The sequence below is a fragment of the Phenylobacterium sp. genome, assembly GCF_016793285.1.
In the GTDB taxonomy this organism is placed as follows: Bacteria; Pseudomonadota; Alphaproteobacteria; order Caulobacterales; family Caulobacteraceae; genus Phenylobacterium.
Genome location: NZ_JAEUMO010000219.1, coordinates 1 through 14,009 on the forward strand (window position 1 = coordinate 1; position 14,009 = coordinate 14,009).

The 14,009-nt window shown below is 70.2% G+C and carries 17 protein-coding genes and 1 pseudogene; 6 read left to right on the plus strand and 12 right to left on the minus strand.

Annotation, left to right across the window (positions count from 1 at the left end; all coding sequences use genetic code 11):
* Nucleotides 1–277 precede the first annotated feature (277 nt).
* Entirely contained in the window at nt 278–874 is a 597-nt protein-coding gene (locus tag JNL41_RS19280) for a TetR/AcrR family transcriptional regulator (protein ID WP_293477781.1), read from the minus strand.
* 99 nt (nt 875–973) lie between these two features.
* On the opposite strand from JNL41_RS19280, the gene JNL41_RS19285 reads away from it, so the two are divergent.
* Nucleotides 974–1,876 (plus strand): haloalkane dehalogenase, encoded by a 903-nt coding sequence (locus JNL41_RS19285; protein ID WP_293477783.1) that lies wholly within the window; start codon nt 974–976, stop codon nt 1,874–1,876.
* 12 nt (nt 1,877–1,888) lie between these two features.
* A complete protein-coding gene (locus JNL41_RS19290) occupies nt 1,889–2,308 on the plus strand; it encodes a DUF1330 domain-containing protein (protein ID WP_293477784.1) in 420 nt (139 codons plus the stop codon).
* A 1-nt stretch (nt 2,309) separates the two neighbouring features.
* On the opposite strand, the gene JNL41_RS19295 is transcribed toward JNL41_RS19290, so the two are convergent.
* The 6 genes from JNL41_RS19295 to JNL41_RS19320 all read right to left on the minus strand — a co-directional run bounded on the left by JNL41_RS19295 (nt 2,310) and on the right by JNL41_RS19320 (nt 8,390).
* A complete protein-coding gene (locus JNL41_RS19295) occupies nt 2,310–2,747 on the minus strand; it encodes a hypothetical protein (RefSeq protein WP_293477785.1) in 438 nt (145 codons plus the stop codon).
* Nucleotides 2,744–3,754, minus strand: a complete 1,011-nt coding sequence (locus JNL41_RS19300) for an alpha/beta fold hydrolase (RefSeq protein ID WP_293477787.1) — start codon at nt 3,752–3,754, stop codon at nt 2,744–2,746. Before JNL41_RS19300 ends, JNL41_RS19295 begins: the two co-directional genes overlap by 4 nt.
* A complete protein-coding gene (locus tag JNL41_RS19305) occupies nt 3,742–5,421 on the minus strand; it encodes a sulfatase-like hydrolase/transferase (RefSeq protein WP_293477789.1) in 1,680 nt (559 codons plus the stop codon). Before JNL41_RS19305 ends, JNL41_RS19300 begins: the two co-directional genes overlap by 13 nt.
* Before the next feature lie 81 nt (nt 5,422–5,502).
* On the minus strand, nt 5,503–6,966 hold the full coding sequence (locus tag JNL41_RS19310; RefSeq protein ID WP_293477791.1) for an ATP-binding protein: 1,464 nt from the start codon (nt 6,964–6,966) through the stop codon (nt 5,503–5,505).
* 11 nt (nt 6,967–6,977) lie between these two features.
* Nucleotides 6,978–7,712: a response regulator gene (locus JNL41_RS19315; protein ID WP_293477793.1), complete on the minus strand. Its 735-nt coding sequence runs from the start codon at nt 7,710–7,712 to the stop codon at nt 6,978–6,980.
* Nucleotides 7,713–7,793: 81 nt separating this feature from the next.
* Complete coding sequence (locus JNL41_RS19320; RefSeq protein ID WP_293477794.1) at nt 7,794–8,390, minus strand: Spy/CpxP family protein refolding chaperone; 597 nt, start codon at nt 8,388–8,390, stop codon at nt 7,794–7,796.
* A 474-nt stretch (nt 8,391–8,864) separates the two neighbouring features.
* Here JNL41_RS19320 and JNL41_RS19325 point away from each other — a divergent pair, with 474 nt between their 5' ends.
* Complete coding sequence (locus tag JNL41_RS19325) at nt 8,865–9,596, plus strand: PEPxxWA-CTERM sorting domain-containing protein (protein ID WP_293477795.1); 732 nt, start codon at nt 8,865–8,867, stop codon at nt 9,594–9,596.
* A 63-nt stretch (nt 9,597–9,659) separates the two neighbouring features.
* On the plus strand, nt 9,660–10,436 hold the full coding sequence (locus JNL41_RS19330; RefSeq protein WP_293477796.1) for a PEPxxWA-CTERM sorting domain-containing protein: 777 nt from the start codon (nt 9,660–9,662) through the stop codon (nt 10,434–10,436).
* Between the two features lies 1 nt (nt 10,437).
* Here JNL41_RS19330 and JNL41_RS19335 read toward each other — a convergent pair whose 3' ends face one another.
* The gene (locus JNL41_RS19335; protein WP_293477797.1) at nt 10,438–10,722 is read right to left on the minus strand and encodes a hypothetical protein; all 285 of its coding nucleotides are present in this window, start codon (nt 10,720–10,722) and stop codon (nt 10,438–10,440) included.
* Nucleotides 10,723–10,802: 80 nt separating this feature from the next.
* Nucleotides 10,803–11,087 (minus strand): helix-turn-helix domain-containing protein, encoded by a 285-nt coding sequence (locus tag JNL41_RS19340; protein WP_293477799.1) that lies wholly within the window; start codon nt 11,085–11,087, stop codon nt 10,803–10,805.
* 111 nt (nt 11,088–11,198) lie between these two features.
* On the opposite strand from JNL41_RS19340, the gene JNL41_RS19345 reads away from it, so the two are divergent.
* Nucleotides 11,199–11,738, plus strand: a complete 540-nt coding sequence (locus JNL41_RS19345) for a carboxymuconolactone decarboxylase family protein (RefSeq protein WP_293477801.1) — start codon at nt 11,199–11,201, stop codon at nt 11,736–11,738.
* Here JNL41_RS19345 and JNL41_RS19350 read toward each other — a convergent pair.
* From JNL41_RS19350 to JNL41_RS19360, 3 genes are read right to left on the minus strand one after another with little or no spacing between them, the layout of a single operon-like run.
* A complete protein-coding gene (locus JNL41_RS19350) occupies nt 11,735–12,298 on the minus strand; it encodes a demethoxyubiquinone hydroxylase family protein (RefSeq protein ID WP_293477803.1) in 564 nt (187 codons plus the stop codon). The two genes, JNL41_RS19345 and JNL41_RS19350, sit on opposite strands and share 4 nt — an antisense overlap.
* A complete protein-coding gene (locus tag JNL41_RS19355; RefSeq protein ID WP_293477805.1) occupies nt 12,295–12,810 on the minus strand; it encodes a disulfide bond formation protein B in 516 nt (171 codons plus the stop codon). Before JNL41_RS19355 ends, JNL41_RS19350 begins: the two co-directional genes overlap by 4 nt.
* A 30-nt stretch (nt 12,811–12,840) precedes the next feature.
* On the minus strand, nt 12,841–13,419 hold the full coding sequence (locus JNL41_RS19360; protein ID WP_293477807.1) for a YqaA family protein: 579 nt from the start codon (nt 13,417–13,419) through the stop codon (nt 12,841–12,843).
* Between the two features lie 150 nt (nt 13,420–13,569).
* Here JNL41_RS19360 and JNL41_RS19365 point away from each other — a divergent pair.
* Nucleotides 13,570–14,009: pseudogene (locus JNL41_RS19365) on the plus strand (4-hydroxyphenylpyruvate dioxygenase); the annotation flags it as partial.

The following is a 14,009-nucleotide window of genomic DNA, read 5'->3' on the forward strand; positions in this document are numbered from 1 at the left end:
TCCTGCGCAAGGCCGCCGAACGCACCGTCGAAGCCACATGGCGGCGTATCGGACAACTCCTCGACCACTTCACCCCCGCCGAGTGCGCTAACTACCTCACCAACTCCGGATACGCTTCAGTGTGAACGGATCACGCTCTAGAAACAAATATTTCTCTAGTGTCCTTATCGATTCCGAAGTTCGACCGAGTCCGCCTCACGCGCTTGCGAACTTCGGAATCGGGGCACTAGATCCCGCTCATCCCGGCCGCCGCGACGAGCGGTAGTTGGGGTTGGACCTACGCATCCACGATCGCGGCGACGGCCTGCTCCACCACGCGCCGCGCCGCCTCGGGGCCGAGCTGCTGCTCGCGCCGCAGCCGCGCCCAGGCCTCGAAGCTCATCAGGAGATCGAGCGCCTCGACCTTGGCCGGGGCGTTGGCGATCTCCTTCGGCAGTACGTGCGCGAGCCCCTCGCGGAGCTGCCGCACGAGCCGCGCGTAGTCCGAGCCCAGGAACTTCGAGCGGTGCTTGAAGGCGTCGGCGGCCCGGCGGAACGGCGCGATCTTCTCGAAGACCTGGGCCCGGCGGACGATGAGTTCGGCCAGCCGCCCGCGCCAGTCCTGCGCCTGCATCGGCGGGTCCAGGATCAGCCGCACCTCGGCCTCCATCACCCCCGCGATCTCGCGGTAGAGGCTGTCCATGTCCTGAAAGTGCCGGAAGACGGTGCGCAGGCCGACGTCGGCCAGGGCCGCCACCTGCTCTGCGCTGGGCGCGACCTCGCCGCCCTGCACGATCTGCATCATCGCGGCGATGATCCGGGCGCGGTTGTCCTGGCCGCGTCGGCGGCGCCCGTCGAGGGGCTCGGCGGCGGCGAGGGCGGGGGCGCGAGTCATCACGGCCATCTCGCCCGCGCCTGCGGGCTGTGTCGAGCCTTGACGGCCCGATATAGTGGCACGCATTATGTCACTATATAGTGCGAGGAGAGTTCAGGCATGCGGGTGTTGCGGACACCGGACGCACGGTTCGACGACCTCGTCGACTGGCCCTACGCGCCACGTTACGCGCAGGTGACCGACGCCGACGGTACGACGATGCGCCTGCACTATGTGGACGAAGGCCCGCGCGACGGCGCCGTGGTGCTGCTGATGCACGGCGAGCCGTCGTGGGCCTACCTCTACCGGCACATCATCGAGGGGCTGGTGGCCCGCGGGCATCGTGCGATCGCGCCCGACCTGATCGGCTTCGGCCGTTCGGACAAGCCCGCCAGCCGCACGGACTACACCTACGCGCGCCACGTCGACTGGATGAGCCAGTGGCTCACCAGCCTCGACCTGACCGACGTCACGCTCTTCTGCCAGGACTGGGGCGGCCTCATCGGCCTGCGGCTGGTGGCGGCCTATCCGGAGCGCTTCGCGGGCGTCGTGGTCGCCAACACCGGGATGCCGGTCGGCGCCGGCATGACCGAAGGCTTCAAGGCCTGGCTCGAATTCAGCCAGGGCATCCCGCAGATGCCCATCGGCGCGTTGCTGAACGGCGGCTCGGTGCGAAACCTCTCGGGCGACGAGATCGCCGCCTACGACGCCCCGTTCCCCGACGAGAGCTACAAGGAAGGCGCGCGGCAGTTCCCGACCCTGGTGCCGGTCACGCCCGAGCATGCGCAGGTCGCCGAGAACAAGGCGGCGTGGGACGTGCTGGCGCGCTTCGAGAAGCCGCTCATCACCGCGTTCAGCGACGGTGACGCGGTGAGCCGGGGCGGCGAGGCGCCGTTCCAGGCGCGCGTGCCGGGCGCGAAGGGCCAGCCCCACGTGACGCTGAAGGGCGGGCATTTCCTGCAGGAGGACAGCGGTCCCGAGATCGTCGACCTGATCGACGGGATGATCCGGCGCCGCGGTTAGGGAGAGATCGAGATGGACGTCGTCAACCAGGTGATGCCCACGCCGCAGCGGGCGATGGAGTTCTTCGGCGGGCAGGAGGACGGGCCGTTCGTGATGGTCAACCTGCTGAAGTTCAAGCCGAAGGCCGAGTACGCCGACGGCTCGGACGCGCACCTCAGCGGGGCCGAGGCCTACGGCCGCTACATCGAGGGCGTCCGGCCGCTGCTGGAGGGCGTGGGCGGCCGCGCCCGCTTCAACGGCGTCGTCACCGGCCTGATGCTGGGCGAGGTCGAGGACCTCTGGGACATGGTCGCGCTCGCCGAATACCCGTCGCTGGCGGCGTTCCGGCAGATGGCGACGTCAGAGGGCATGCAGGCGATCGAGCATCACCGCAAGGCCGGCCTCGCGGGCCAGCTCAACATCCGGACCAAGCCGAGCGAGGGGTTTCTCTAGTTTAGGGGCCCTTCCGGGGCCGGAGCGACAGGATCAGGAACCCCAGCGCCAGCACGGTCGTGACCGGGCTCGCATAGTGCTGAGGCGGGTGATGGCCGCCGGCGTCGGGCGTCAGAACCCAGGCGTGCAGGCTCATCAGCCCCCGCTCCACGATCGCCAGCGCCAGAAACAGCGGCACGAGCGTGCGGTAGCGCAGCACCACCGCCAGCATGGCCAGCCCCAGTGCGAGCTGGGTCGCGCCCTCCCAGCGGAACACGCCCACGATCAGGTCGCGCCTGTCGCCCATGTCGAGGCGGGCGATCCCGCTCGCTCCGCCGTCGGGAGCGAAGCTGTGGATGAGCGCCGGGCCGATGGTCAGCAGGGTGAGCAGGCCCAGGAACCACACCGCCACCCGTGCGCCGCGGTACTCGTGGTTTGTCGACGGCGGCAGGAGGTTCATGCGGAGATCCGATCCAGGATGAAGCCGGCGACCTCGTCGCCGCACTGGTCCTGAAGGAAGTGGCCGGCCTGCGGGATGAGATCGAAGGTCGCCTGCGGGTATCGCGCCGCCCAGGCGCGGCCCCACGCTTCGACGAACACGTCGTCCTCTCCGCCCCAGACGAAGTGGATCGGCTTGCGCCAGCCCAGCAGCGTGTCGAAGTGAGCGGCCTGCGTGCGCGCTTCGTCGCTGTCGCCGTCGTCGATCGGGATGCAGAGCGGGAAGCGCCGGGGACCGGTCAGGCCGCTTTCGCCGAGGCCGGCGAACGGGGCGTCATAGGCGCGCCGCACGGCCTCGGCCTCGGCGTCGATCTGCGGCGGGGCCTCGCCGCGGGCCATGGCCCCGACCTTGCCCAGCGGCATCCGGCGCGTGCCCGAGGTCATCATCCAGCCCAGAGAGGTCCGCGCGGGGATCGACTCGACGAGCATCCCGCCCGGCCGCCAGAAGGCCTGCCAGCGCCGGATGCCCGGCGTGTACTCGTATCCGTCGTGATGCAGCCAGGTGTTCATCACGACGAGGCGCGAGAAGCGGTCCGGATCCGCCGCGGCCTGAGCCAGGCCGATCGGTCCGCCCCAATCCTGCACGCAGAGCGTGACGCCGCGCAGGTCCAGCGCCGCGATCAGGCCGGCCAGGACGTCGCGGTGGCGCTGGATGGAATACCACCCGGGCTCGGTCGGCTTGTCGGAGCGGCCGAAGCCCATGTGGTCGGGGGCGACGCACCGGAAGCCCGCCGCGACCAGCCGCGCGATCAGGATGCGGTTCAGATAGCTCCAGGTGGGCATGCCGTGCAGCAGCAGGACGGTCGGGGCGTTTCGCGGGCCCTCGTCGACGTAGTGCATCCGCAGGCCCTGGACCTGCAGGTAGTTCTGCCGGAACGGGAAGTCCGCGAGGTCGGCGAAGTTCTCGTCCGGCGTGCGGACGAACGGTACGCCATCGGCGGTGAGGGACGCGGGGCTCAGTTGTCCCACAGGATGTATTCCTCGCCCTTCTTCTGCGGTACGCCGCTGGGGTGGTCGATGAAGATCGGGCCCTGCAGCAGGGACGGCCACATCGACCTGGCGCTCTCGGCGTCCTGCGCCTTCAGCATCGCGAGCATGGCCTCGGTCCGGGCGGGCTCGGCCCTGGACAGCTCGACCCGTTCGGTGGGATCGGCGGCGAGGTTGTAGAGCCAGACCTTCTCCTGGGCCTCGCTGGACTGGAGCTTCCAGTCCCCGTCGAGGACCACCTTGTACTGCCCCGAGCGCCAGAACAGCGTCTGGTGCGGCCGGCCCGGCGACTTTCCCTGCACGAAGGGCAGGAGGTCGACGCCGTCGATCTTGCGGTCGGTGGGCATGGCCGCGCTCGCCGCGCCGGCGGCGGTGGCGAAGATGTCGACGTGGCCGACCGGGTAGGCATAGCGCGAGCCCGGCTGGATCGCCGCCGGCCAGCGCATGAAGAACGGCGAATGGATGCCGCCCTCGAAGAAGGTCGACTTCCAGCCGCGATAGGGCTTGTTGACGTCGGGCAGGCCGATGTAGCCGGCGCCGCCGTTGTCGCTGGTGAAGATCACCAGGGTGTTCCGGTCGAGGCCCTCGTCCTTCAGCGCCTTCAGGATCTTGCCGACGTTGGCGTCCAGGTTCCGCGCCATCGCGCCGTAGACGCGCAGGCGGTGATCCTTGATCTGCGGCAGGGCGTCGTAGTCCTCCTTCTTGGCCTGCAGCGGCGTGTGGATCGCGTTCGGCGCGAAGTAGATGAAGAACGGCCGGTTCCGGTTGGCGTGGATCGCCTTCACCGCCTCGTCGGCCAGGTAGTCGGTCATGTAGCCGCGCGGCGCGAACATAGCAGAGCCGTTGTACTGCACCTGATAGGGCAGGTTGGACCACAGGAAGCGGTCGATCGGGTCCCACGGCTGCTTGGCGTTGACGACGTCCTTGTCCTTCTCGGGCAGGAACATCGAGGCGCCGGAGATGAAGCCCAGGCTCTCGTCGAAGCCCTGCTGTTCGGGCCGCGAGCCCTGCTTGCCGCCCAGGTGCCACTTGCCGAAATGGAGCGTGTGGTAGCCGCGGGTCTTCAGCACCTCGGCGATGGTGACCTCGCTGCCCGGCACGCTCAGCACGTTGACGGCGCCCGAGCTGGCGGCGGTGGAGCCCTCCGGCATGTCGGCCAGGCGGTCCTTGAAGAACTTCGGCTTCACGATCGCGCCGGGCTCGGACTCGGTGCCGACCATGCGCTCGAAGGCCACGGGGGCCGGCGTGAACTCGAAGCCGAAGCGGGTGGGGTAGCGGCCGGTCATGATGGCCGCGCGCGAGGGGGCGCAGGTCGCGTTGCCGGCATAGCCGTTGGCGAAGGCGACGCCGTCGCGGCCGATGGAGTCGATGTTGGGCGTGGGTACGGCGCCGTTGGCCACGCCGCCGCCGTTGAAGGTGATGTCGTTGTAGCCCAGGTCGTCGGCCAGGATGAACACGACGTTCGGCGGGCGGTCGCCCGGCGCGGGCGTCGGGGGGCCTTCGGCCCAGGTCACCGGCCGGTTCGGCTCGACGTGCGGCATGCGCGACTTGGCGATCATCGAGAGCACGGTCGCGCGATTGAGCCATGCCACGCCCAGCGCCAGCAGGAGCACCGCCAGCACGACCCCCAGGATTCGCCACAGTTTCACGATCGGCCTCCCACGTCCTGTCGGGAAGGGACCCTAGATAGTGGCACGACGCGTGTCGATAGTTTCCGTCGCGGGGCCGTGTCAGGCGACGGGCAGGGTGACGCGGGCCTTGAGACCCTTCGCCTGGCCGATCAGCTCGACGTCGCCGCCGTGCGCGCGGGCGGTCGATCTCGCGATGGGCAGGCCCAGGCCTATGCCGCCTGAGTCGAGGTTCCGCGAGGCATCGGCGCGGAAGAACGGCTGGAAGGCGCGCTCGAGGTCCTCCGGCGCGAGGCCCGGCCCCTCGTCGGTGATCTCGACCACGGCCTGGTCGTCCTCGCGGCGGACGCGGATCCGCGCCTGGCCGGCATGTTTCAGGGCGTTGTCGACGAGGTTGACGAACAGGCGCTGGAGCGCGACGGCGTCGCCCTCGACCTGCACGGGGCCGGACTCCAGCAGCTCGACGTCGCCGCCGACCAGGGCGGCGTCGTCCACCACGCATTCGACCAGCGACAGCAGGTCCAGCTTCTCGCGATGGCGCGGCGTGGATTCGTCCCGGATGAAGGCCAGCACGCCGGCGATCATCTGCTCCATCTGGGCCACGTCGGCGAGGACCGTGTCCTTCAGGCCGCCCGCGGCGCCCTCCATCTTGAACCGGATGCGGGCCAGCGGCGTGCGCAGGTCGTGGCTGATGGCGCCGACCATGGCGGTGCGGTCGTCGATGTAGCGGCGCAGGCGCGACTGCATGTTGTTGAAGGCGTCGGCCGCCGCGCCGATCTCCGCGGGGCCCGACAGCGCCACCGGCGCGGCGTGCGGGTCGCGGCCCAGGCGTTCCGCCGCCTCGGAGAAGCGCTTCAGCGGCGCGGTGATCCGGCGGGCGAACAGGAAGGCGGCGGGCGCCACCACGCCGAAGGCGGCGAGCACGAAGAGCGCCATCCGCCGCTGCCAGTCGGTGGGGAACGGCTCGGGGCTGGGCCTGACGATCGTCCAGCGGCCGTCGGGCCGCCGCAGCGCCGCGTGGAAGTCGCCGATCACCGGCGCCTCGCGCATGATGAGGTAGCGCAGGCCCGGCGGCGGTCGGCCGTCGATCCGACGCTCGAAGGGCTCGTGCGGCGGGGGCGGCCCGTCCCCGCCCTCCGGCGGCGGCTCGCGGCGGCCGCCGCCGCGGCGACGGTGTTCGATGACCATGCGGGCCGTGACGTCCTCGCGCAGGAAGCGGTCCAGCGCGCCCGGCCGGCGCTGGACGATCCGCACCTCCTCGCGCGGCTGACCGGCGGCGGCGGCCAGCGCCTCGAGCGGCGGCGGACGACCGCCACGGGGGCCCTCCACGAGCACCTTCGGCAGGGTCGCCGAGACGGTGCGGACCATCGGCCGGCCGTCCCGCGCCGTCAGCGCGCCGCCGTTGAGCGCGGTGGCGATCTCGGCCACGCGATAGATCGGCGGCCGCGGCGGCGGGAACAGGCCCACGATGGCGAAGAGCGCCAGGTGCATGGCCAGCAGGCACGCCAGCACCAGCAGGATCAGTTGCACGCCGATGCTGGCCCGGGGCAGCGCCGGCAGCTTCATGGCCCCGGGTCTCAAGGCCGGGTGACGGGCACGTCGAACATGTAGCCCGCGCCGCGCACCGTCTTGATGATCTCACCGTCGGAGCAGGCGTGCAGCTTGCGGCGCAGGCGGCTGATCTGGACGTCGACGGCGCGATCGAACACGTCGGCGTCCTGGCCCCGGGCGATGTCGAGCAACTGGTCGCGCGACAGGATCCGCTGCGGATGGTCCAGGAAGGCCGAGAGCAGCGAGAACTCGCCCGACGTCAGGAGGATGGTGGCCCCGCTCGGCGCGCGGAGCTGGCGGCGCAGCGCGTCGACGACGAAACCCTGGAACTGGTAGCTGCGCCCCTTCTTCGGCGCGCCGCCGCGCACCTCCTCGAGGCGGCGGAACACGGCCCGCACCCTCGCCAGCAGCTCGCGCGGACTGCACGGCTTGGCGAGGTAGTCGTCGGCCCCGAGCTCGAGGCCCAGCACGCGGTCGATCTCCTCGCCCATGGCGCTGACCATGATGATCGCGGGCCCGCCCTCGGCAGAGAGACGCCGGCAGATCGACAGCCCGTCCTCGCCGGGCAGCATCAGATCCAGCACCACGAGGTCGATGGGCGAGCCCTGGAGCACCAGGTCCATCTGCTTGGCGTCGGCCGCCGCGTGGACGTTGAAGCCGTGCTCGGCGAGATAGCCCGTCACCTGCTCGCGCAACTGCGTGTCGTCCTCGACCACCAGGATGTGGCGCGCCGGCAGGACGGAGGGCAGGGCAGCGGTCATGGCGGGTCCTCTCGCCGCGAACTGTGGCGCCGTCATAGCGACTTCGCCACAATCCGGGACGGCGACCAATCCGCGCGCGGATCAGTCCTCATTCGGTCCGCCGGGCCCGCCGCGGATTTCGCGGCGGATCTCGATGCGGCGCTCGCCGCCCGGGCCGCCGTGCATCATCATCATGCCGGGGCCGCCGCGGCCCATGCCCGGCCCGCCGTGCCCGCGCGGGCCCTGCAGGCGCTGCAGGGCGTCGAACACCTTCTGCTGGTCGGGCGAAAGCGCGGCGTAGAACCTGGCGAGCGCGTCGCGGCGCCTGGCGCCGGCGGCGCGCATGGCGTCCTCGCGCCTGGCCATCTCGTCCAGCCGCTGCGGCGTGGTGAGCGTCTTCGGGGCGTCGGGCGCGCCGTCCTTCGCGCCGGGCGCCTTCATCTCGATCCGCTGCGGTTCGTGGCTCGCCGCGAAGGCGGCCAGCGCGGCCTCCTGATCGGGGCGCAGGCGGAGCACCGTCTTCAGGTCCTCCAGGTGCTGCTTCTTCATGGCCTCGAAGTGGGCCTTCATCTCTTCCGGCGGCGGGCCGCCGTGGCGGACGATCCGCACCTCTCCGGGCGGCGGCGCGGGCTGGGCGGTCGCGACGCTCGCGATCGAGAGGGGGGCGCAGGCGAGCGCGGCGGGGGCGAGAATAAGCATCAGTCGGCGGCGCATCGGGTCGTTCACTCCTATTCCCTGACGTCGCCCACTTTCGCACGGTCGTCCCGCCCCGTGATGGCGCGCCGACGGACCGGATTGAAATGTTCACGCAACGGTTCGCCGGCCGCCGCAATCCGGGCGGAATTCGACATCGTCCGGTTACCGAGGCGCCCTACCAACGCCGCACGGGCTTCCTACATAAGGAGCGTCGACGGACCCCGGCCCTCCCTCCCCCACAGGCCGGACCATCCCTCGATACCCGGTAACGCCTCACTCTCCCCCAGCAGGCGTTCGGAAACGCGGCTCCTCCGAGACCCCCAAAGCGGGGGAGCCGCAATTCCCCGAAGCCCCCACAACCCGCGCGATACTCTCGGGCAAGGTGTCCCAGATACCCGCGCTAGGGGAACACGTTTCCGCTGGCCGTCATGAGTCTGTAATGGTCCAGCCACGAGTTCTGACACGGGATACCTGCACATGGCGCGCACGCGCATCACGGCTGCCTTCGCGGCCCTCGCCCTCGGCCTCGCGGCGGCGCCCGCGGCCAACGCCGCCGACATCTGGCTGGGATCCGACACCTACAGCACCGCGAACACCGCGGTGCTCAGCGGGCCGGTGAACTACACCGTCTACCTGACGCCCCAGGTCTACACGGCGAACTACGGCACGGGCCCCGGCTCGCCGACGTTCGACCTCCTGGTGTTCTGCGTGGACGTCTATCACTTCAGCGGCTCGAACCTGGCCTACGACGACAACCTGGCGTTCACGACGAACTCCGGGACCGGCGGCAACTTCGACACGCTGGATGCGGCCCAACTCGACCAGGTCGGACGCCTGACGAACTACGGCGCCAAGCTCTATGCGCTGGACGCGATCGGCAACGTCGACAAGCTGGCCGCGGTCCAGGGCGCGATCTGGAAGGTGGTCAACCGCGACCAGGGCCTGAACATCGACGCCAGCAACAACAGCGTGGACGCGCTGATCGCGACGTTGTCGGGGGCGGGCTACCTGTCGGCCATCAACGCCGACGTCGGTCCGGTCTCGAACCGCGTCACCTTCCTCAAGGAAACGGCCAACTACGGCCAGGCGAACTCGCACCAGGCGTTCGTGACCGCCAGCGTGCCCGAGCCCGCCACCTGGGCGCTGATGATCGGCGGCTTCGGCCTGGCCGGCGCGACGCTCCGCCGGCGCCGGGCGCTGACGGCTTGATCTGAGGCGCGCTGGCGCCGGTCTTGCTCCAGGTCGGGTGATCCCGCCTGGAGGAGGCCGCCAGTGTTCCGTTTCCATACAGCCCTGAAGGCCTTCGCGCCCGCCGCCGTGCTCGCCGGTTGCCTCATGGCGGCTGCGCCGTCGCACGCGACGCAGTACTTCCTGGCGTCCAACACCATGGACACGTCGCGCACGGCCCACATCTACGGGCCGAACGGCTTCGACGACTACACCTACCTCGCGCCGATCAAGTTCACCGCCTACGAGGGGACGAGCGCCGTGGGCGAGTCGTTCAACTTCCTCGGCTTCTGCGTGGACATCTTCCACAACATCGGCCTGGGCGCGCTGAACCTCGCCTATGACGACAACTACGACCTGACGACGGACTCCAAGTACACGTCCAACACGCCGTTCTCGGGCGCCACGGTGCTGACCGGGGGCCAGAAGGTGCAGGTCGGCCGGCTCGTGAACTACGGGACGCTGCTCTACAACAACGCACCCAACACCGCCGACACGGGCAACCGGCTGGCGGCGCTGCAGGGCGCCATCTGGCAGGTGATCAATCCCGGGTACACGGTGGTGAGCGGTTCGGCGGCGGTGAACAACTACATCGCCACCTACGCCGGCCAGAACTATCTCTCCAGCCTGACCGGCTACGGCCACGTCTACAGCGGCATCACCTTCATCACCGAGACCGGCAAGTACGGCACGCGCAACGCGCACCAGAGCTTCGCCTTCGCCGCGGTGCCGGAGCCCGCCACCTGGGCGCTGATGATCGGCGGCTTCGGCGCCATGGGCGCCGTCCTGCGCCGCTCGCGCCGCCTGGCGCTCAGGGCCTAGTCTAGCGGAAGACGTGGATGCCGCCGGCGCCGTTGCCCGGCGCCTCGGCGAGCCCGCGGATCTCCAGTTGCGCCTGCCGCGCGCCGCAGACGCAACGCAGGCGGTGCTCCAGGTCGCGCACCAACTGACGGCCGAGCCCCTGGGCGATCCAGGGCCGCGGATCGACCACCGCCTCGCGCCCGCAGCCGCAGCGCGCCCACAGGCTGGACCGCGCGGCCGTCGCCCATCCGAGCCTGGCCTCGCCGAAGCTCCATTCCCGCGCCAGGTTCCTGCTGCCGTCCGCCATGGTTCGACTCCCTTGAAGCGAACAAAAGCAGAACTTTCACCCCTTGGCGACTCCGCTCCGGCTGTTTTCTGGCTTGATTCTCAACTGGGCGTGGTCGGCTTCCCGTCGGCCCAGCGGTCGGCGAAGGCGTAGAGGGGCATAAAAGCTGTGCGAAACTCCCGGCCCAGTTCGGTCAATCCGTAGCCTTCGCCGGCGGAATGCTCGACAAGTTCGGCCTCGCGCAGGTCGTCGAGCCGCGCCTGGAGCACCGTGGGCGAGGCTTCGTCGCACGCCGCTCTCAGGGCGCGCGACGTGAGCGGTCCGTCGCGCAACTCCCAGAGGATGCGTAGGGTCCAGCGACGCCCGAGCAGATCGAGCAGCGCCATGATGGGGCGGCCGGTGCGGGAGCCGCGGACGGGCCGGTCGGTCACAGGCCTTGACCTGCTACGAAAAATGTAGCGTTCATGCTATCGAAAATGTAGCAAAGGCGCACGCCCATGCCAAGGATCGCACCGCTCGACCCGCCCTATGCCACGGACGTGCAGGCGAGCTTCGACGCCGTCATGCGCGGTGCGCAGCCGCTCGTGCTTTTCCGGACCTTAGCGAAAAGTCCCCGGGCCTGGGCCAAGTTCCGCGGCGGCTCGCTGCTGGACCGCGGTCCGCTGCCGCTGCGCGAGCGCGAACTGGTGATCGACCGCACCACGGCGTTGGCGGGGTGCGAGTACGAGTGGGGCGTGCATGTCGCGGCGTTCGGCGCTGCGGCGCGGCTCACGCCGGACGAGGTCGCGGCCACGGCGGGCGAGGGTTCGGCGGCTGCGCACTGGAGCGACGCCGAGCGGGCGCTGCTGAAGGCTGTGGAGGCCCTACACGCACGCGCGACCCTCCGCGATGCGGAGTTTGTGGAACTGCGGGCGCACTACGACGAGGAGCAGATCTTCGAGGTGCTCCTGCTGTGCGGTTTCTACCGGATGGTCGCCTATGTCGCGAACGGTCTGGCCCTGCCGCTCGAGCCCGCCGCGGCGCGGTTCCCTGCCTAGAGTTTCTCGCTGATCTTGATCGCGGCGCGGCACCCGGCGCCGATGACCGCCGAGAGCAGGCCGTAGCCCGGGGCCTCGCGCGCGCCTTGCTCGACGGCGTGGTCGCGGTGGGCCAGTTCGTCGTCGCGGAACTTCGCGAGTTCGGCGGCGAGCTCGGGGTCGCGCTCGGCCAGTTCGGCGATCTGCTCGGCGTAGTGGCCCTCGATCACCGTCTCGACGGCCTCGGTGCAGGCGTGGGCGGCCTTCTCGCCGAGCAGCGCGGTGCCGGCGCCCAGCGCGAAGCCGGCGACACGCCAGATCGGGGTCAGCGCCGTCGGGCGCATCCGGCGCTCGGTCAGCAGCTTGTCGAAGCGGGCGAGATGTTCGGCCTCCTGCGCCTGCATCTCGGCGAAGTGGGTGGCGAGCTTCTGCTGGCCGCGGGCCCGCGCCAGGACGGCGTGCTGGCCGCGGTAGATCTGGACGGCGGCGAGCTCGCCCGCGTGATCCACCCGCAGGATCTCCGCGAGGCGGGCGCGGGCGGCGCCGCGGCCGGGACGGGGAGGGAGAGGCTTTCCGGTCATTGCTTGCGCTGCTCGCGTATCGCCGCCAGGGCCGAGAGCGCGGCCAGGCCCAGCGAGATCACCGCGTTCCAGCCGGCCATCGAGAGGCCCGCGAACACCCAGGGGGCCTCGTCGCAGGCGGGCGGCCTGACCTTCTGGCCCCCCAGGAAGGCGGCCATGTCGGCGGCGCTGACGCCGGTCGAGCCGGTGGCGGCGCAGCCTTGCGGCCCCGGCCAGAACTTCCACTCCGCGCCGGCGTGGTAGAAGGCGACGCCGCAGCCGACCAGGAACGCGAGCGCCAGCACCCAGCAGGTGAGCGCCCGCCAGCGCGGCCCGCCCGGCATGCGGATCAGCACCATGAAGCCGGCCGAGAGGCCCAGGATCGTCCAGTAGACCTCGCGCTGGCGCAGGCAGAGCGTGCAGGGCGCGAGGCCCCCGAAGGTCTCGAAGGCGTGCGCGATGGCCAGCATCGCCGCAGCGGCGACCAGCGCGCAGAGCCGCCAGCGGTCGAGGAAGGGAAGGAGCGCGTTCATCGGCGCGCCGTTATGGACCGGAAAGCCGGATCAGAAAAAGACCTTGATGGCGAGAATGCCGCCGACGATCAGAGCCAGCAGCAGGATCGAGTAGAGGTTCAGGCGCTTCTCGAACTCGTGGAGCATGGCCGGGCCGAAGTATTTCAGGATGGCCGCGACGGCGAAGAACCGGATCCCGCGCGTCACCACCGACAGCACGATGAACAGCCCCAGATTGAAGTGAGCGAAGCCGGCGGTGATCGTCACCAGCTTGTACGGGATGGGCGTCGCCCCCTTGATCAGGATGACCCAGCCGCCCCACTGGTCGAACCAGCGCTGGAACTCGGCCTTGCCCTCGGGGTGGCCGAACACGTTCAGGATGAACTGGCCCACCGGCTCGAGGAAGATGCCGATCGCGTAGCCCAGGATCCCGCCCAGCACGGAGGCCAAGGTGCAGATGCCCGCGTAGAAGAACGCCTTGTCGCGGTTGGCCAGCACCATGGGCGCCAGCATCACGTCGGGCGGAATCGGGAAGAACGAACTCTCGGCGAAGGAGACCGCGGCCAGCGAGGCCGGGGCGTGCCGCGAGCGGGCCAAGCCCATCACCCAATCGTAGAGCTTGCGGAACATGCGCCATCCAGCCGGAGATTCGAGCGCCCTGCCTAGCAGCGGCCGCGCGGCCTGTCGCGCGACCCTTCCCTCGCTCGGACGTTTCCGCAGAAGCGCTATCGGGAACTGGTTTCATATGATACCAGTTTGCCGCTTCCGAGGGAGACCGCCATGAACGACGTGAAAAGCCCCGCCCCGTCCGCCGACAGCGCCGGCCGCGACCTGTTCGACAACCCGCTGGGCACCGACGGGTTCGAGTTCGTGGAATTCACCTCCCCCGAGCCCGAGCGGCTGAAGGGCCTGTTCGAGAAGATGGGCTTCACGGCGGTGGCGCGTCACCGCTCGAAGAACGTGCTCCGCTTCCGCCAGGGCGACATCAACTTCATCCTCAACATGGAGCCGGCCGGCCAGGCCGCCGACTTCCGCGCGGAGCACGGCCCCTCGGCCAACGCCATGGCCTTCCGCGTGCGCGACGCCGCCAAGGCCTTCAAGCTCGCCGTCGAGCGGGGCGCCAGGCCCGTCGTGGGCCCGGTCGGGGCGATGGAGCTGAACATCCCCGCCATCGAGGGGATCGGCGGCTCGAACCTCTACCTGGTCGACCGCTACGGCGC